The organism is Streptomyces sp. NPDC041129 (assembly GCF_055592265.1).
Genome location: NZ_JBVIYV010000006.1, coordinates 108440 through 125364, shown reverse-complemented (window position 1 = coordinate 125364; position 16925 = coordinate 108440). Strand labels below are relative to the sequence as shown.

The following is a 16925-nucleotide window of genomic DNA, read 5'->3' as shown; positions in this document are numbered from 1 at the left end:
GAGTGTTGCCCTCTTCAACCAGCTTGCGGCGCAGGGCACTTGGGGCACGGACGCGCTGGTCGCCGCCGGATCCGGGGGGGCGTGCGGGCGCGATGGTGTGGCGTACGCCATGGCACGGTGTCCCGGGAGCGCTACAGTCGGCCACCAGGGTCCGCCGGCGGATCAGGCCCGGCTCCGGGCTCCGGTGTCCTGTCGGTGCTGGTGAGCGGGGCGCGCCGCACGCCGCGGCTGCGGCACGAGCCGCCGGACAGGCCCTGAGCGTCCGTGGCCGGCCGGATGATCGAGGTACGCAGCGTGTCCGTTCTGGTTCTCCTGCTCGCCGTGAGCGCCGCCGCTTGCGTGGGCTTCGGGTTCGTGCTCCAGCAGAACGCCGCGCAACAGGCACCGCTCGGCGACTTCCTCTCCTTCCGGCTGCTGCTGGACCTGATGCGGGTGCCGCGCTGGCTGGGCGGCCTCGCCCTGATGGTGGCCGGCATGGTGCTCGGCGCCGTCGCCCTCGGCAAGGGCGAGATCTCGCTGGTGGAGCCGCTGCTCGCGACGAACCTCCTGTTCGCGCTCGCCCTGTCGCGCCTGCGGACGGGGAAGTCGCTCGGCCGTCAGGGCTGGGCCGGGCTCGGGCTGCTGGCGGGAGGCGTGAGCGCGTTCATCGTGGCGGGCGAGCCGCGCGGTGGCAGCGCCGTCACCGATCCGGTGCGGCACTGGCTGATCATCGGCGTGATGCTCGGCGCGGCCCTGGTGCTCACCACCTGGGCCAAGCGGTCCAGGCTGGACGGGGGCCCGGTACTGCTGGCCACCGCCGCCGGGCTGCTCTACGGCGTGCAGGACGCGCTCACCCGCATCAGCGGCACCCGCTTCTCGGCCGGCGGCTTCCCGGAGCTGCTCACCAGCTGGCAGCCGTACGGCGTGCTCGCACTGGGCGTCACCGGACTGGTCCTGGTGCAGAGCGCGTTCGAGACGGCCGAGCTGCGCATGTCGCTGCCGGCGCTCACCGCGGCCCAGCCGCTGGCCGGCATCCTGTGCGGGGTCGGCTTCCTCGGTGACCGGCTGCGCACCGACACCGGGGCGCTGGCCTGGGAGGCGGCGGGGCTCGCGGCGATCGTCGCGGGCATCGTGCTGCTCGGGCTGCACCCGGCGATGCCGTCCGGCGCGGCGGACGCGGCACGCGCCCGGGACCTCCAGTCGCGCTGAGCCCGCGCTCCGGGCCCTGCTTGGATACGGGCATGAACCCTGCTGACGAGATCCTCGACATCGTCGACGAGAACGACCTCGTGGTCGCGCAGGTCCCGCGCGGCGAGGCGTACGCCCGGGGCCTGCGCCACCGGTGCGTCTTCATCCAGGCCCGGGACGCGGCCGGGCGCCTGTTCGTGCACCGCCGCACCCCCACCAAGCTCGTCTTCCCCTCCCTGTACGACATGTTCGTCGGCGGTGTGGTGTGCGCGGGCGAGTCCTACGACGCGGCTGCGCTGCGCGAGGCCGAGGAGGAACTGGGCGTGTCGGGGCTGCCCCGGCCGGAGTTCCTCTTCAAGTTCCTCTACGACGACGGGGCGGGGAAGAGCTGGTGGTCGGCGGTGTACGAGGTGCGCTGCGACCTTCCGGTGCGGCCCCAGGCGGAGGAGGTGCAGTGGCACGACTTCCTGCCCGCGGACGAGGTGGAGCGGCGGCTCGGCGAGTGGGAGTGGGTGCCGGACGGCGTGGCGGCCTACGAGCGGCTGCGGGCGTTCCGGGCGGCCCGGTGACGCCCGGGTAGGGTCCTGCGCGTGAGTGAGTTCGTACGCAACGTCAGGCTCTGGTTCGCCCCGGAGCGGGTGCGCGAAGAGGGCGGCACGCCCGACTACCGGTTCTCGCTGGCCAACGAGCGCACGTTCCTGGCCTGGCTGCGGACCGCGCTCGCGCTGATCGGCGGGGGGTTCGCGGTGGACCAGTTCCTGCCGGACCTGCGCTGGGCGTGGCGGGTGGGCCTCGCGCTCGCGCTGCTCGGCGCGGGGGTGCTGTGCTCGCTGCGCGCGGTGAACCACTATGTGCGCTGCGAACGGGCGATGCGGCGGGGCGAGGACCTGCCGGCCTCCCGGTTCCCGGCGGTGCTGAGCCTGGTCGTCGCGGTGGTGGCGGTCGCGATGGTCGTGGTGGTGCTGGTCGGATGGGCGGGGTGAGCACGGCCGCCCGTGATCCGGGTCTGCAGCCGGAGCGCACCCGGCTGGCCTGGCGGCGTACGACGCTGTCGGGCGCCGTGGCCGCCGTGCTCGCGGTGCGGGCCGCGCTGCACGGCGGGGCGCCGGCCACCGCGGTCGTCGGATGCGCGTTGTGCTGTGCGCTCTGGCTGGGCTTCCTGTGGGTGGCCCACCATCGCATCCGCGTCCTGGCGGCCGGTGTACGGCCGCCCGCGCTCGCGCCGCGGCACGCGACGGCGGCCGCGCTGTGCGCGGTGGCGATGGCCGTGTGCGCGGTCGTGCTGGTGGTCTGAGCGGGCGTCGGGCGTTCCCCGCGGCCGGCGAAGCGCCCCCGGGTGGCCGCCCGACTCTAGGAGGTTCCCTCGGTCTCCCGGTCGACCGTCACCACGATCTTCCCGCGGGTGCGCCCCTCCTGGTTCAGCCGGTGCGCGTCCGCCGCCCGCTCCAGCGGGAAGGCCTTCTCGACGTGCACGGACACCGCCCCCTGCTCGGCCAGTTCGGACAGCTTGCCCAGGTCCCCGGCGTCGGGCCGGACGAAGTAGTAGCGGCCGCCGAACCCGACCACCTCCGGGTCGGCGATGGACACCAGCCGGCCCTCCGGGGCGAGCAGGTTGGCCGAGACCTTCAGGGTGTCGCCGCCGATGGTGTCGAAGACGGCGTCCACACCCTCGGGGGCCAGTCCGCGCACCCGCTCGGCCAGGCCCTCGCCGTAGCTCACCGGCTCGCCGCCGATCCCGCGTAGGAAGTCGTGGTTGCGCTCGCTCGCCGTGCCGATCACCCGGGCGCCGAGGTGGGCGGCGATCTGGACGGCCAGTGAGCCGACCCCGCCGGCCGCCGCGTGCACGAGGACGGTCTCGCCGCGCTTGACCTCCAGCGCCTTGACCAGGACCTGGTAGGCCGTCAGCCCGGCCAGCGGCAGACCCGCCGCCTCCTCGAAGGAGAGGTTGCGCGGCTTGCGGGCCAGGGTGCGCACGGGCGCGGCGACGTACTCGGCGAAGGTACCCCGGGACAGGAAGTCCTCGCGTACGTAGCCGATGACCTCGTCGCCCACGGAGAACTCCGGTGCCGAGGCGCCGGGCCGCACCACCACTCCGCTGACGTCCCAGCCGGGGATCACCGGGAAGACGGCGTCCAGGATCTGGTCCAGGTAGCCCTCGCGGCACTTCCAGTCGACCGGGTTGACGGCCGCGGCGCGTACCTTGACCAGCACCGAGTCGGGGCCGACCTTGGGGTCGTCCACCTCGCCGTACTCCAGCACCTCGGGCCCGCCGTAGCGGCTGTAGCTGATGGCCTTCATGCCCACGACCCTCCGGGGTCCTCGTGCGCCACGCAACCGGTACGCGGGGATGTGCACCGTTCGCGTGACAGCGTTCGCTTCGCCCCCACCCGTACCCCGGAGGCGGCCGTCATGACCATCCGCCGCGCGCGCGGCGGGCCGATTATCGTGGCTCCGGTCACGTTCGGGGCCGGGTTCGGCCCGTGCACTGGACGGCATACCGACCGGTCGGCATCATGAGACGCGATCCTGTTCACCCGTTCGTAGGAGTGATGTATGAGCGCCGACCACCCGCCCGGACTCGATCTCGACCGGCTGCGCGCGCTGCTCGAGCGTGAGCGGCCCGGCCTGGTGACGGGCCCGCTCTCGGGCCGACTGATCGAGGGCGGACGGTCGAACCTCACCTACGCGGTGTCCGACGGCGCCTCGCGCTGGGTCGTGCGGCGGCCGCCGCTCGGGCATGTGCTGGCCACCGCGCACGACATGAAGCGCGAGCACCGCGTGATCAGCGCCCTGCACCCGACGGACGTGCCGGTCCCCCGGCCGGTGCTGCTGTGCGAGGACGACGAGGTGCTCGGGGCGCCGTTCTACGTCATGGAGTTCGTCGAGGGCACGCCCTACCGCACCGCCCAGCAGCTCGCCCCGCTGGGCGAGGCACGGACCCGGGACGCCGTGCTTTCGCTCGTCGACACGCTGGTCGAGCTGCACGCGGTGGACCCGGCGGCCGTCGGCCTCGAGGACTTCGGGCGTCCGGAGGGCTTCCTGGACCGCCAGCTCCGCCGCTGGGGGAAGCAGCTCGACGCCTCCCGCAACCGTGAGCTGGCGGGCGTCGACGAGCTGCACGCGGCCCTCGGCCGCGCCCTGCCCACCTCGCCCGCCCCGGCCGTCGTCCACGGCGACTACCGGCTGGACAACGTGCTGATCGGCTCCGACGACACGATCAGGGCGATCCTCGACTGGGAGATGTCGACCCTCGGCGACCCGCTCACCGACCTGGGCCTGCTGGTGATGTACAGCACCCCGCTGGGCCTGCCGAAGTCGCCGGTGTCCACCACCGCCGAGGCGCCCGGACACCCTCTGCCCGCCGAGCTGATCGAGCGGTACGCCGAGCGCTCGGGGCGCGACGTCTCCGCCGTCTCCTGGTACACGGCGTTCGCCTGGTTCAAGCTCGCCGTGATCCTGGAGGGCATCCACTACCGGTACACGCTCGGTCAGACGGTCGGCCGCGGCTTCGACCGGATCGGCGAGCTGGTGCCCGTCTTCATCGACCACGGACTGACCACTCTTCAGGAAGGCTGACCGGACATGGACTTCGCGTTCGACGCGCGCACCGAGGAGCTGCGCGCCAGGCTGCTGGCCTTCATGGACGAGCACGTGTACCCGGCCGAGCCGGTCGCCGAGGAGCAGCGGGCCGCGCTGGCCTCGCCGTGGGACACCCCGGCCGTGGTGGAGGAGCTGAAGGCCGAGGCGCGCAGGCAGGGCCTGTGGAACCTCTTCCTGCCCGACGCCGAGTACGGCGCCGGGCTGACCAACCTGCAGTACGCGCCGCTGGCCGAGATCACCGGCCGCTCCCCGCACCTGGCGCCGCCCGCGACGAACTGCGCCGCGCCCGACACCGGGAACATGGAGGTGCTGGCGCAGTTCGGCGACGAGCGGCAGAAGAAGCAGTGGCTGGAGCCGCTGCTGGCGGGTGAGATCCGCTCGGCGTTCGCGATGACCGAGCCGGAGGTGGCCTCCTCGGACGCCACCAACATCACCACGCACATCGAGCGGGACGGCGACGAGTACGTCGTCACCGGCCGCAAGTGGTACATCTCCGGGGCGATGAACCCCGACTGCAAGATCTTCATCGTCATGGGCAAGACGGACCCGGACGGCGCCGACATCCGCCGGCAGCAGTCCATGGTGCTGGTCCCGCGCGACACTCCCGGGGTGACCGTCGAGCGCGCGATGCAGGTCTTCGGCTACGAGGACCACTCCCACGGCGGCCACGCCGAGGTGGTCTTCGACCACGCGCGCGTGCCGGTCACCAACCTGATCGGCGAGGAGGGCGGCGGCTTCGCCATCGCCCAGGCCCGGCTCGGTCCCGGCCGGATCCACCACTGCATGCGGCTGATCGGCATGGCCGAGCGGGCGATCGAGCTGATGTGCCGGCGCGCGGTGTCCCGGAACGCCTTCGGCAAGGCCCTGGCCCAGCAGGGCGTGGTGCAGAACTGGATCGCCGACGCGCGGGTCACCGTCGAGCAGCTGAGGCTGCTGGTGCTGAAGACGGCCTGGCTGATGGACACCGTCGGCAACCGGGGCGCGCACACGGAGATCCAGGCCATCAAGATCGCCACTCCGCGCGCGGTGGTCGGCATCCTGGACCGCGCGATCCAGCTGCACGGCGCGGGCGGGGTGAGCCAGGACTTCCCGCTGGCCGAGCTGTACGCGAGCGCCCGCACCCTGATGCTGGCCGACGGCCCGGACGAGGTGCACCAGCGGTCGCTGGCCCGGCGCGAGCTGAAGAAGTACCTGTAGGAGAACGCGGGTGAGGGGCGACCGCCCGGGCGGTCGCCCCTCGTTCATGGCCTGTTACGGGCGCAGCGCCCGCAGCAGCAGGTCGGCCAGGTGGTCGGCGACCTGCTGCGGGGTGAGCGGGCCGTCGGGGCGGTACCAGGTCGACAGGTGGTGGACCGAGCCGAAGTGGTAGTCCACGACCAGGTCGGCCGGGGTCGCGGTGGAGAAGACGCCCTCGCGCTGGCCCTCCTCGATGAGCGCGCGGAAGCCCTCGTGGTAGCGCCGGCGCTCGGCGCGCACCTGCTTGTTCTTCTCGGGGCTCAGATGGTGCATGGAGCGGAAGAAGATCATCGCGTCGTCGAGGTTCTCGATCGTCGTGACGACCACGTCCGCCGCCGCACCCCTGAGCCGCTTCTCCACCGGCTCGTCCGCGTTCGCGAAGGCGTCGAGGCGCTCCTGCTGGATGCGCAGCATGCGCGCGTACACCTCGTGCAGAAGGTCGTCCTTGGAGCCGAAGTAGTGGTACAGCGCCCCCTTGGTGACGCCGGCCGCCTCCACGATCTCCTGCACCGACGTGCGGTCGTAGCCCTGCTCGGCGAAGAGGCGGGTGGCGGCGTCCAGCAGCCGCTGCGGGACGGGCGTCCCGTCTCCGTCCGTCGTCCTGGGCACTGCCGCCACCTGCCTTTCCGTCGTGTCTACCGACTGTCGTTGCCGCTGTCCTGCGCCCTGGTGCGCAGTTCCCGCCGGAGGATCTTCCCACTCGCCGTCTTGGGCAGGTCGGGCAGGATCTCCACCTGCCGCGGGTATTTGTAGGCGGCCAGTCTCTCCTTGCAGTACACCGCGAGTTCATCCGGGTCCGGGTCGGCGCCCGGGCGCAGGCTGATGTAGGCCTTGACGGTCTCGCCGCGGTAGCCGTCGGGAACGCCGACGACGGCCGCCTCGCGCACCGCCGGATGGGTGTACAGGACGTCCTCGACCTCGCGCGGCCAGACCTTGAAGCCGGACGCGTTGATCATGTCCTTCTTGCGGTCGACGACGTAGAGCCAGCCCTGCTCGTCCATGAACCCGATGTCCCCGGTGCGCAGTTCGCCGTCCGGGAAGGTCTCGGCGGTGGCGTCGGGGCGCCGCCAGTAGCCGGGGACGACCTGCGGGCCGCGTACGACGATCTCGCCCTGCTCCCCGAAGGGCAGCTCCTCGCCGCGGTCGTCCACGATCCGCACGACCGTGTCGGCGCCGGGCAGGCCGACCGAGAGCGTCCCTGAGACCGGGTCGACGGGTGACTCCAGGCCGGGCGGTACGGAGGCGCAGGGGGCGGTGCACTCGGTGAGGCCGTACCCGGTGCGGATGTACGGCCCGAAGCGCTCACGGAACCGCTCGACCAGGGCGGGCGGCACGGGGGCGCCGCCGGAGGAGATGTTCACGAAGGATGAGAAGTGCTCCGGGGTGACGTCCGGGTGCGCGGCGAGGGCCATGAACGCCGTGGACGGGCCGACCGTGTAGTGCGGGCGGTGCTCGGCGAAGGCCGCCAGGACCACACCGGGCTCGAAGCGGTAGGTGAGCACCAGGGTGCCGGTGCTGTTCAGGCACGCGCCGAGCTGGCAGACCATCCCGGTGATGTGGAACAGGGGGGCGAGCGCGTAGTAGACGGGCGCCTCGGGCAGGGCGAGGCCGGTCCGCTGGCGCTCGGCGTTGTGCATGATGTTGCCGTGCGTGTTGGTGGCGCCCTTGGGGGTGCCGCTGGTGCCCGAGGTGTAGCTGATCAGGGCGATGTCACCGGGGCGCGGGTCGCGGCCCGCCGGGGCCCGGCCGCCCTGCCGGGCGACGGCCACGAGGTCGTCGGCGTCGGGGGCCTGGGGCAGCCGCTCGAAGGTGAGCACGCGCGCGTCGTCGCGGGTCTGGAAGTCCAGCTCGCAGCCGGTGAGCACGATCCGCACCGGCGAGTCCGCGGCCGTGTCCCTGAGGTACGACTCCCAGGCCCGGTCGGAGCAGATCAGCGCGGCGACCTCGCCGTCCCGCAGCACGTGGGCGACCTCGGCCGACTTGTACATCGGGTTGACGGGTACGACGGTGGCGCCCGCCTTCCAGGCGCCGAGGACGGCGAGCACGAAGTGCGGGGAGTTCTGCAGCAGGACGGCGACCCGGTCGCCGCGCTCCAGGCCTCGCTCCGCGAGGTGGGCGGCGACCGAGTCGGTCAGCTCGTCGACCTCGCGGTAGCCGAGGGAGGCGTCGAAGTAGGTGAGGAAGGTGCGGTCGGGGGCCTCGGCGACGGCGCGGCGCAGGGCGTGCACCAGGGAGTCGGCGGGGTCGACGGGGGCGCGCTGGGCCTCGTCGAGCAGGGCCAGCCAGGGCCGGGCCGCGTAGCGGGAGTCGCTCATCGGGCGGCCTCCCACTTGCGCTGGATGTGGTTCATGCCGGCCAGCCAGCGGTCGGGGGCGGCGGCCCGCGCCTGGTAGAACTCGGCGACCTCGGGGTGCGGCAGGATCAGGAAGCGGTCCTCCTCGATGCCCCGGAACAGGGCGTCCGCGACGTCCTCGGGCTCGATCGCGGTGGGCTGCAGCACCAGGTCGCCCGCGCTGCCGGTGGCGGCCAGCATGTCGGTGCGAACGCCCTGGGGACAGATGGCGTGCACCTTGACGCCCCGGTGGCGGTAGGTGAGGGACAGCCACTCGGCGAAGGCCAGCGCACCGTGCTTGGTGACGGCGTAGGAGGGGGCGCCGATCATGGTGAGCAGCCCGGCGGCCGAGACGGTGGAGACGAACCGGCCGGCGCCGCGCTCGAGCCAGCCGGGCAGCAGCGCCTGGGCGGCGCGGACGTGCGCCATCACGTTGACGTCCCAGGACAGCGCCCAGGCCCGCTCGTCCAGGGGGGCGCCGGCTCCGGCGTCCTCGAACGCGACACCGGCGTTGGCGCAGTAGACGTCCACGGTGCCGCCGAGCGCGTCACGGGCCTCGTCGACGATGGCCGAGGCGTCGCCGGGCACGGGGATCCCGCCGATCTCCCCGGCCACGGACTTGGCCCTGTCCGCGTCCAGGTCGTTGACGACCACCCGGGCGCCCTCGGTGGCGAACCGCCGGGCCAGCGCGGCCCCGATCCCCCCGCCCGCTCCGGTGACGACCACTCCCGCATCCCGCACGGCTTCCACCATCGGTCTCCTTCTACACGACGCGACTCGGCTCGGCGTTGACCAGACTAACCGGTCGGTATGTGTGAGGGAAGGGCGGCCGGATCAAACCTAGGGGCGCGGGGCCGTACCGGTGTGCGACTCCGCGGCGTGGGCGCGACCCGCCACGCACGGCCCGTACTTCCCCACCCACGGAGGTCCCCTCGTGCACCTGTCCAGACGGAGCGTACTGGCCGCGGCCGCGGTCACCGCCGCCCTCCCGGCGGCACCGGCAGCCGCCGCGGAGCACCCGCGCACGGGCTTCGAGCGGCTCGTGGCCGACGGCTACCGCGTCCTCGAGGGCCGGCGCGTCGGCGTCGTCACCAACCCCACCGGCATCACCCGGGACGCCCGGCACATCGTCGACGTCATGCACGCGGACCCCCGGGTACGGCTGACCGCCGTCTTCGGCCCGGAACACGGCTTCCGGGGAACCGCCCAGGCCGGCGGCTCCGAGGGGCGCTACGACGACCCGGCGACCGGGCTGCCGGTCTACGACACGTACCTGAAGAGCGGTCAGCCGCTGGCCGACGTCTTCACCGCCTCCGGCGTGGACACGGTCGTCTTCGACATCCAGGACGTGGGCGCCCGCTTCTACACGTACATCTGGACCCTCTACGACTGCATGGAGGCGGCCGCTCTGGCGGGCAAGAGGTTCGTCGTGCTCGACCGGCCCAACCCGGTGACCGGGCGTTCGGCCCAGGGACCGGTGCTGCACCGGGAGTTCGCCACGTTCGTCGGCCGGCAGCCGATCGCGCAGGCGCACGGGATGACGGTGGCCGAGCTGGCCCGGCTGTTCAACGGCGAGTTCCTGGACGAGCCCGTCCCGCTGGAGACCGTCCTGATGACGGGCTGGAAGCGCGACCGGTTCTACGACGCCGCGGGCCTGCCCTGGGTGCCGCCCAGCCCGAACATGCCCACCCCGGACACCGCGCTGGTGTACTCCGGGACCTGCATGTTCGAGGGCACCAACCTCTCCGAGGGGCGCGGCACGACCCGGCCGTTCGAGCTGCTCGGGGCCGAGGGCGTCGACGGGCGGTGGGCCGCCGCGGCCAACGGGGCCGGGCTGCCGGGCGTGCGGTTCCGGGAGGCGTACTTCGCACCCACGTTCTCCAAGTTCCAGGGGAAGACGGTCGGGGGCGTGCAGATCCATGTGCACGACCGGGCCGCCTTCGATCCCGTGCGCACCGGGATCGCGCTGCTGGTGACCGCCCGGAAGGTCTGGGACGGCTTCGCCTGGCGCCCGGACAACTGGATCGACAAGCTCACGGGGTCCACCCGGGTGCGGACGATGATCGACGCGGGCGCGGACACCGACGAGGTCGTCGGCGCCTGGCAGGACGAGCTGGCGGCGTTCCGGCGGGTCCGCGGGGAATATCTCCTCTACAGGTGAGCCGCCCGCTCTGGCCAACTCCCCCGGGCCGCAGGACGATGCGCCCAGATCGCACCGTTTCGGGGCACGAGGGAGCCTGTCATGGCGGATCCTGGGATGAGCGTGACTCCCTACTGGGAGCTGACCTTCGACGCGGACGGGGACGTGGACGGCCCCGAACGGGACCGGCTGCGGACGGGGGTCACGGACCGCGGCGTCCGTGACCTGATCGTCTTCGCGCACGGCTGGAACAACGACCGTGCGGGCGCGACCGCGCTGTACCGCGCGTTCTTCGCCCCGGTCCCGGGCCTCGCCCCGAAGGCGCGAGTCGGTTACGTCGGCGTCGTCTGGCCGTCGATGCGGTTCTGCGACGAGCCCATCGGGGACCTGCCCCGGTCGGTGGCGGCCGCGGAGGCACAGGCGGCGCCGGGACCGGCGCTGGACAAGGACACCCGGCGCGCCCTGCTGGGTGCCTTCCCGGACCGGGCCACCGTGCTCGACCGGCTGGCCCGGCTGCTGGACGAGCAGCCGGCCGGGGACGAGGGGCTCGCGGAGTTCGGGCGGCTGGTGCGGCTGCTGGTCGAGCCGGGGCCGGGCAGGCCCGGGGTGGCGGACGTCCCGGAGGAGGACGGGCCGGCCCTGTTCCGCGGTGACCCGGCGGCGGCCTGCGCGGAGCTGGCGGACGCCCTGGCGGGCCTCGACGCGGCGGAGGGGTTCACGCTGCCGAACCCCTGGGACGGCGCCAAGGAACTCCTGCGGCAGGCCACGTACTACACCATGAAGCGGCGGGCCGGGACGGTCGGCGAGCACGGGCTGGGACCGGTCGTCGGACGGCTGGCCGCCGCGGCACCGGGCCTGCGGGTGCATCTGGTCGGGCACAGCTTCGGCGGGCGCCTGGTGTCGTTCGCGCTGCGCGGGCTGCCCGCCGGGGTGCGCGCGGTGAAGTCCGTGACGCTGCTCCAGGGCGCCTTCTCCCACTACGCGTTCGCCGCCCGGCTGCCGCACGACCGGGACCGCGCGGGGGCGCTCGGGGACCGGCAGAAGCGGATCGACGGCCCGCTGGTGTGCTGCTACTCGCGCTTCGACTCGGCGCTCGCCACGTTCTACCCGCTGGCGTCGCGCTGCGCGGACGACGACCGCTCGGTCGGCGGCCTCGCGCTCGGCCGGATGCTGGGCGACCGGTGGGGAGCCATGGGCCACGACGGGGTGCAGGGGGTGCCGGGGACCGACGCCCTGGACCTCGCCGCGGCCCTGCGCGGACCGCTGCCCGCGTCGGGCTGCGTGAACGTCGACGTGGCGGCGGTGGTGCGGCGCGGAGGCGCGCCGAGCGGGGCGCACAGCGACATCGTGCACCCGGAGCTGGCGCGGGTGGTGTTGGCGGCGGGCCGTATCGCCTGACCCGCCGCCGTCGCCGGAGCGTCACCGCGGCGAGGTCACCACGGTGGCCTCACCGCCGGAACGTCACCGGTGCGAGGTGTACTCCACGACCTGCTGGAAGGTCGGCCGGTTCTGCCAGCTGATCCTCCCGTGCTTGACGCCGCCCAGGGCGCGCTGCGCGATGGAGTCGGCGCACCACTGGTCGCCCGCCGAGCACTGGTCGTCGCCGGGGTAGACCTGGGCGGCGGTCTTTCCGGCCGCCTCCTTCAGGGTGCCGATCAGGACGTCCCGGCAGGCGCCGAGGCCGCCGCCGCCGCAGTACTTCCGCGCGAGGCCGTCCCGCACGGGCTCACCGAGCACCGCCCGGATGTCCTTGTCGACATAGCTCCACCAGCCGTACTGGAAGGAGCTGCCGGCGTGCGATCCGGTCGGGCCGTGGCCCGCCGACGGGGCCTCGTCCACGGGCAGGTTGCCGGTGAACGCGGTGTACAGGTCGCCGCCCAGACCGGGTTGGAACTCGGCCTTCACCAGCAGCGGCCACCAGGCGTCCAGGATCCGGACGGCGTCCGCGTCGGCGTACTTCCTGGAACCCACGGAGGTCTCGGTGCGCCTGGCGCCCGCGGTCACCCACGCCTGGAGCCTGCTCACCGCGGCGGCGGCCGCGGAGTCGGTCACCGGCGCGGAGCCGATCACCCTGAGCAGGCCGGGCAGGACGTCCTCGGCACGCAGGTCGGCGAGGGCGGCGTCCGCCATGGCCTGCACCAGCGCGGTACGGGTCACCCCGCCGGCCGCGACCAGTTTCGCCACCCGGTCGTCGAGCAGGTCGCCGCGGTGCACGGACCCGTCGCCCCAGGACGCGGTCGTGTAGTCCTTGGCCTGCTTGTTGTTCCAGGAGATGTAGTAGTCCTGGTCGACGGAGTTCGGATGCGCGGAGGCCGGGGTGTAGTCGGCCGTGTTGGTGGCCGGGTCCCAGTTCCGCCACTCGTAGGCCGGCTCGGCGAGCACCGGGAACTCGGCGTCGACGCCGCTCGCCCGGACCGGGTTGTCACCGCTGTTGTAGTACGCGGTGTGCTGCGAGTCCGCGTAGAGCCAGTTGAAGGTGTAGTTGATGTGCTGGGCCGCGCTCTGGAAGTCCTTCGGACCCTTGACGTAGCCGGGGTCGTTGAGCATCTGGAAGCCGATGATCGAGTCGGCCTCGTGCAGGTAGGAGGAGCGCAGAGTGGTGTAGGCGACCTTCTTGCCGCCGACGGTCGCCCGGTACTGCACGGGTCCGTACTTCGTGCGCCACACCCGCATCGTGTACGAGCCCTCGGCGGTGCCGTCGGCCACGGTGGGCTTCCAGGCGTTCTTCCGCTCGACCTGGTCCATGGCCGTGCAGGTGCCGTGGTACAGGTAGTGGTGGTCGTCCTGGCACAGCTCGACGGCGTAGGTGTCGATGATGTCCTGGCCGGAGGTGGTCGCGCTCCAGGAGTAGTCCTGGCCGCGGCCGAGTTCGACGTACATGCTCAGACCCGCGAAGGAGGCGCCGCGGGCGCTGATGCCGGGGCCCTGGATCTCCTGGAGCAGGAGCAGTTGCGGGGCGAAGTAGCCGGTCTGCGGTCCGAAGACGGCGACGGGACGGCCGCTCGCGGTGTACTTGCCGCTGACCACCAGGGCGTTGGACATGCCGCGCCGGGCGGAGCTCAGCGAGGTTCTGGCGGCCGCGCCGGAGGCGCTCTTCGCGCTCGCGGTGGCCGCGCTGCCGGTGCGGTCGTGGACGAGGGGCTCCTCGGTCACCGAGCCGGCGTCGGGCAGCGCCGTGCCCTTGGGGTCCGCGGGCCGGCCGGCGTAGGGGAAGCTCGTGCCGTCGTGGACGGTGAGGGCCGCCTCGGCGTCGTTGCGCATCCGGAACGACTCCCAGACCCTGGTGCCTTCCTCCACACCGTACTTGGACTGGGCGGCGATCAGGGAGAGCGCGTTGTTCACCTCGCCGCCCCCGCCGGAGCCGAACAGCGAGCCGACGACGGAGGCGAGGGCCACCAGGTCGGTGATCTTGAAGTGGTCTATGGTGCCGGCGTTGGTGACGGAGTCCTTGTGTCCGGTCAGGACGTACTCGCCGGGGAAGTAACGGCCGCTGTCGGAGGCGTCGATGTAGGAGTTGATGCCGGCGAGGTAGGCGTTCGCGTCGGTGAGGGCCTGCTGCCCGCGGGTGCCGTTGTGCGCGACGGCGTTGTCGATCTGCGCCTGCAGATCCACCTCGGTGTACGGCGCGTCGCGGTAGAACTGCTGTTCCAGGCCCTGGTTGGCGGCCGCGCCGCCCGCGAAGGCCGTGAGCTGCCCGCGGCCCACGTGCCGGAAGACGTCCATCAGCCACAGCCGGTCCTCGGCGGCCGCGTATCCGGCGCCGAACTCGGTGCCGTACCGGGTGGTGCCTGTGATGTGCGGCACACCGGTCTTCTTGTCGCGCACGATGGTCACGTCATCGCGGCCGGCCGGCTTCTCGGTGGAGGCGACCTGGTCGGAAGGGACGCCGAAGGACGCGTCGTTGAAGAAGGTGTTGATCTTCGCGTCGGTGAGCCCCCGGTATCCGGTCGCGAGGCCGGCGTAGGGGCCGAGCTGGTCCTCGGCGTGTGCGGGCTGGGTGCCGAAGGCCTGGTTGAGCAGGATCTGGGCGAGGGTGGCGTTGCCGTTCTCGCCGGGCGGCAGGATGTCCGAGCACTGGCCGCCGCAGTAGTCGTTCGAGGTGACGGCGGCTTCCGCGGCGGTGGCCCGGGTGACCGGGGAGAGAAGTCCGGCGACGAGAACGCATATCGACGCCGTCTTCAGGAACCCGGTGAGCCTGCGGGGAGTTCTCAGTTTGTCGAACAGCACGTTGCGTGGGGCGCGCCGTGGCATGGCAGCTCCTCCCGACGGGGGTGGGCCGGACGTTACCGCCGGTATCCCCGAGATTGAAGATGAACATGCGTCAACTTTCGGAGTCACCGGAGCGGCGCCCGGCGGTCAACCCGGGGCGCCTTATGGGAGGGCATCGGAAAACGGATGGAGCCGGATCGTGTGTCGACACGTCTATTCGGCGACGTCGCGAGGAACCCGTACGGCGACGGAGAAGTGACGCAAGAGCGGACGCAGGTGTGACGGAGGTGCATGGCGATGGCCGGATTCCGAAGTCTGGCGAGACAGGTACGAGATCCGCGGTGTGATCTGGCGCTGCGGCGCTACTCGCTGCGCAAGTGCCTGGAGCGGTTCGCTCCTTATGGGCATCGGGCGACCTGGGACCATCTGTGCTCCCGGGCGGGTTTCGGTCCGGAGGACCGCTCCCCCGATCCGGTGCGGCTCGTGGCCGCGCTGGAGGAGTTGGAGGAGGCGCGGGCGGTCTGGCTCGGCTACGAGGCCGAGTTCGCCGAGCGCCGCAAGAAGGAGAAGCACGACGGGTTGCGCCGGCCGGGGACGGTGGACGACTGGCACCGGATGACCTGGGGCGGGTTCGGGGTCGCCTGGTGCGACGACCCCCGGGTCCATCCCGGTGAGCCGCTGGCGGAGGTGCTGCGCCGGCTCATCGCCGCGCTGAACCGCGAGCCGGGCGGGTGCTGCCCGGTCTGCGACGGGGAGCGGCTGGTCTGGCGGTACGGCCTCGACCACGAGCCGTCGTCCGGCCCGGTCTGCGCCGACTGCGGCATCCTCGTGCCCCGGCCCGTGCTGACCGCGCAGGCACTGGCGTACTCCAGAAGCGAACGCCTGCTGATGTCGGCCTGAACCACGGGCCGGCCCGGCCGACGGGGATGCACCGGGGGGTGTGCCGGGGGATGCCGCACCCTCTGATGTGCCCGGCCGCTCTGTCAGTGACCACTGGCACCATCGGGGCATGGTGCAGGTATGTCTCAACGGACGCCGTTCGGCCGCCGACGGCCTGTGCGTGCCGTTGTCCCCGGGGGAGTTGGCACGGTCCGCCGCCGAGGCCGTGGCGGCGGGTGCCACGGAGGTCCATGTCCACCCGCGAACGCCGTGCGGGCACGACAGTCTGTCCGCCCGGGTGCTCGCGCCGGCGCTCGAGGCGATACGGGCGCGGGTCGCGGTGCCGGTCGGGGTGACCACCGGAGCATGGGCCGAGCCCGACCCGGCCGCCCGGCTCGACCGCGTACGGGCCTGGTCCGTGCTGCCCGACTTCGCCTCGGTCAACTGGCACGAGCCGGGCGCCGAGGAGGTCGCCGCGCGATTGCTCGCCATGGGCGTCGGCGTCGAGGCGGGCGTCTGGTCCGGCACGGACGCCGCGGCCCGGTTCGCCGCCTCGCCGCTAGGCCCGAGGGTGCTGCGGGTGCTCGCGGAGGTGACGGACCCCGACCCGGCGACCGCTGAGGCGACCGCGCGCGCCCTGCTCGCGCGCCTGGGCCCCGCCCACGGCCGCCCGGTCCTGCTGCACGGCGAGGAGGGCGGCACCTGGCCCGTGCTGCGGCTGGCCGGACGGCTGGGCCTCGCCACCCGGATCGGCCTGGAGGACACCCTGTTCCTGCCGGACGGGGAACGCGCCGCCTCCAACGCCCAGTTGGTGGCGGCGGGACTGGTCCAGTACGGGTCGTTCCCGCCCTCGGCCTGAGGCGGGGCCGCCGCTACGGCCGTTCCGGCAGCAGGCGGGAGCCTGTCAGGCGGTTGCCGGAGACGTCGTCCGGGTTGGACAGGACGCAGTTCTCCAGGGACAGGCAGCCGCAGCCGATGCAGTCGGTGAGGTGGTCCCTGAGCCGGTTCAACTGCCGGATGCGTTCGTCGAGTTCGGAGCGCCACGCCTGCGAGAGGCGGGCCCAGTCCTCGCGGGTCGGGGTCCGCTCCTCGGGGAGCCGGGCCAGCGCCTCGCGGATCGTGGCCAGCGGGATGCCGACCCGCTGGGCCGCGCGGACGAAGGCGACCCGGCGCAGGGTGTCTCGGGTGTAGCGGCGCTGGTTGCCGGCGGTGCGGCGGCTGGCGATCAGCCCCTTGGTCTCGTAGAAGTGCAGGGCGGAGACGGCGGCGCCGCTGCGCGCGGACAACTGGCCGACGGTCAGCTCGTGGACCTTCTCGGGGATCTGGGGCACGCCGCAGAGCCTATCGACCCCGGCAGGCCCC

16 protein-coding genes are annotated in these 16925 nt (G+C 72.9%); 10 read left to right on the top strand and 6 right to left on the bottom strand.

Annotation, left to right across the window (positions count from 1 at the left end):
* Positions 1-276 precede the first annotated feature (276 nt).
* Genes ACZ6B1_RS20690 through ACZ6B1_RS20675 form a run of 4 tightly spaced genes read left to right on the top strand, consistent with a single transcriptional unit; the run spans position 277 to position 2461 of the window.
* Entirely contained in the window at positions 277-1188 is a 912-nt protein-coding gene (locus tag ACZ6B1_RS20690; protein WP_468780349.1) for a DMT family transporter, read from the top strand.
* A 32-nt stretch (positions 1189-1220) separates the two neighbouring features.
* Entirely contained in the window at positions 1221-1736 is a 516-nt protein-coding gene (locus ACZ6B1_RS20685) for an NUDIX domain-containing protein (RefSeq protein WP_468780347.1), read from the top strand.
* A 21-nt stretch (positions 1737-1757) separates the two neighbouring features.
* Entirely contained in the window at positions 1758-2150 is a 393-nt protein-coding gene (locus ACZ6B1_RS20680; protein ID WP_199209958.1) for a YidH family protein, read from the top strand.
* Positions 2138-2461, top strand: a complete 324-nt coding sequence (locus ACZ6B1_RS20675) for a DUF202 domain-containing protein (protein ID WP_468780345.1) — start codon at positions 2138-2140, stop codon at positions 2459-2461. Before ACZ6B1_RS20680 ends, ACZ6B1_RS20675 begins: the two co-directional genes overlap by 13 nt.
* Positions 2462-2517: 56 nt before the next feature.
* Here ACZ6B1_RS20675 and ACZ6B1_RS20670 read toward each other — a convergent pair whose 3' ends face one another.
* Positions 2518-3465: an NADP-dependent oxidoreductase gene (locus ACZ6B1_RS20670; protein ID WP_468780343.1), complete on the bottom strand. Its 948-nt coding sequence runs from the start codon at positions 3463-3465 to the stop codon at positions 2518-2520.
* Between the two features lie 255 nt (positions 3466-3720).
* Between ACZ6B1_RS20670 and ACZ6B1_RS20665 the strand changes: the two genes are divergently transcribed.
* Together ACZ6B1_RS20665 and ACZ6B1_RS20660 are read left to right on the top strand one after the other, a co-directional pair.
* Entirely contained in the window at positions 3721-4743 is a 1023-nt protein-coding gene (locus ACZ6B1_RS20665; protein WP_468780341.1) for a phosphotransferase family protein, read from the top strand.
* Between the two features lie 6 nt (positions 4744-4749).
* Positions 4750-5964 (top strand): acyl-CoA dehydrogenase family protein, encoded by a 1215-nt coding sequence (locus ACZ6B1_RS20660; RefSeq protein ID WP_468780339.1) that lies wholly within the window; start codon positions 4750-4752, stop codon positions 5962-5964.
* A gap of 54 nt (positions 5965-6018) precedes the next feature.
* On the opposite strand, the gene ACZ6B1_RS20655 is transcribed toward ACZ6B1_RS20660, so the two are convergent.
* From ACZ6B1_RS20655 to ACZ6B1_RS20645, 3 genes are read right to left on the bottom strand one after another with little or no spacing between them, the layout of a single operon-like run.
* Positions 6019-6612 carry a TetR/AcrR family transcriptional regulator gene (locus ACZ6B1_RS20655; protein ID WP_468780337.1) on the bottom strand — a complete coding sequence of 198 codons (594 nt, stop codon included), beginning with the start codon at positions 6610-6612 and terminating at the stop codon, positions 6019-6021.
* 26 nt (positions 6613-6638) lie between these two features.
* Positions 6639-8318 carry a class I adenylate-forming enzyme family protein gene (locus ACZ6B1_RS20650; RefSeq protein ID WP_468780335.1) on the bottom strand — a complete coding sequence of 560 codons (1680 nt, stop codon included), beginning with the start codon at positions 8316-8318 and terminating at the stop codon, positions 6639-6641.
* Positions 8315-9088: an SDR family oxidoreductase gene (locus ACZ6B1_RS20645; RefSeq protein ID WP_468780333.1), complete on the bottom strand. Its 774-nt coding sequence runs from the start codon at positions 9086-9088 to the stop codon at positions 8315-8317. The genes ACZ6B1_RS20650 and ACZ6B1_RS20645 overlap by 4 nt, the downstream gene beginning before the upstream one ends.
* Before the next feature lie 181 nt (positions 9089-9269).
* On the opposite strand from ACZ6B1_RS20645, the gene ACZ6B1_RS20640 reads away from it, so the two are divergent.
* Together ACZ6B1_RS20640 and ACZ6B1_RS20635 are read left to right on the top strand one after the other, a co-directional pair.
* Positions 9270-10496, top strand: coding sequence for an exo-beta-N-acetylmuramidase NamZ family protein (locus ACZ6B1_RS20640; protein WP_468780331.1), 1227 nt, complete (start codon positions 9270-9272; stop codon positions 10494-10496).
* Positions 10497-10577: 81 nt separating this feature from the next.
* Positions 10578-11873: a serine-threonine protein kinase gene (locus ACZ6B1_RS20635; RefSeq protein ID WP_468780329.1), complete on the top strand. Its 1296-nt coding sequence runs from the start codon at positions 10578-10580 to the stop codon at positions 11871-11873.
* 63 nt (positions 11874-11936) lie between these two features.
* Here ACZ6B1_RS20635 and ACZ6B1_RS20630 read toward each other — a convergent pair whose 3' ends face one another.
* Positions 11937-14726 (bottom strand): penicillin acylase family protein, encoded by a 2790-nt coding sequence (locus ACZ6B1_RS20630; protein ID WP_468780327.1) that lies wholly within the window; start codon positions 14724-14726, stop codon positions 11937-11939.
* A gap of 255 nt (positions 14727-14981) precedes the next feature.
* Between ACZ6B1_RS20630 and ACZ6B1_RS20625 the strand changes: the two genes are divergently transcribed.
* Positions 14982-15584 (top strand): hypothetical protein, encoded by a 603-nt coding sequence (locus ACZ6B1_RS20625; RefSeq protein ID WP_468780326.1) that lies wholly within the window; start codon positions 14982-14984, stop codon positions 15582-15584.
* A gap of 109 nt (positions 15585-15693) precedes the next feature.
* Complete coding sequence (locus tag ACZ6B1_RS20620; RefSeq protein ID WP_468780324.1) at positions 15694-16422, top strand: 3-keto-5-aminohexanoate cleavage protein; 729 nt, start codon at positions 15694-15696, stop codon at positions 16420-16422.
* Positions 16423-16435: 13 nt separating this feature from the next.
* Here the strand turns inward: ACZ6B1_RS20620 and soxR are convergent, their stop codons facing one another.
* Entirely contained in the window at positions 16436-16894 is a 459-nt protein-coding gene (soxR, locus tag ACZ6B1_RS20615) for a redox-sensitive transcriptional activator SoxR (protein WP_468780322.1), read from the bottom strand.
* Positions 16895-16925 lie beyond the last annotated feature (31 nt).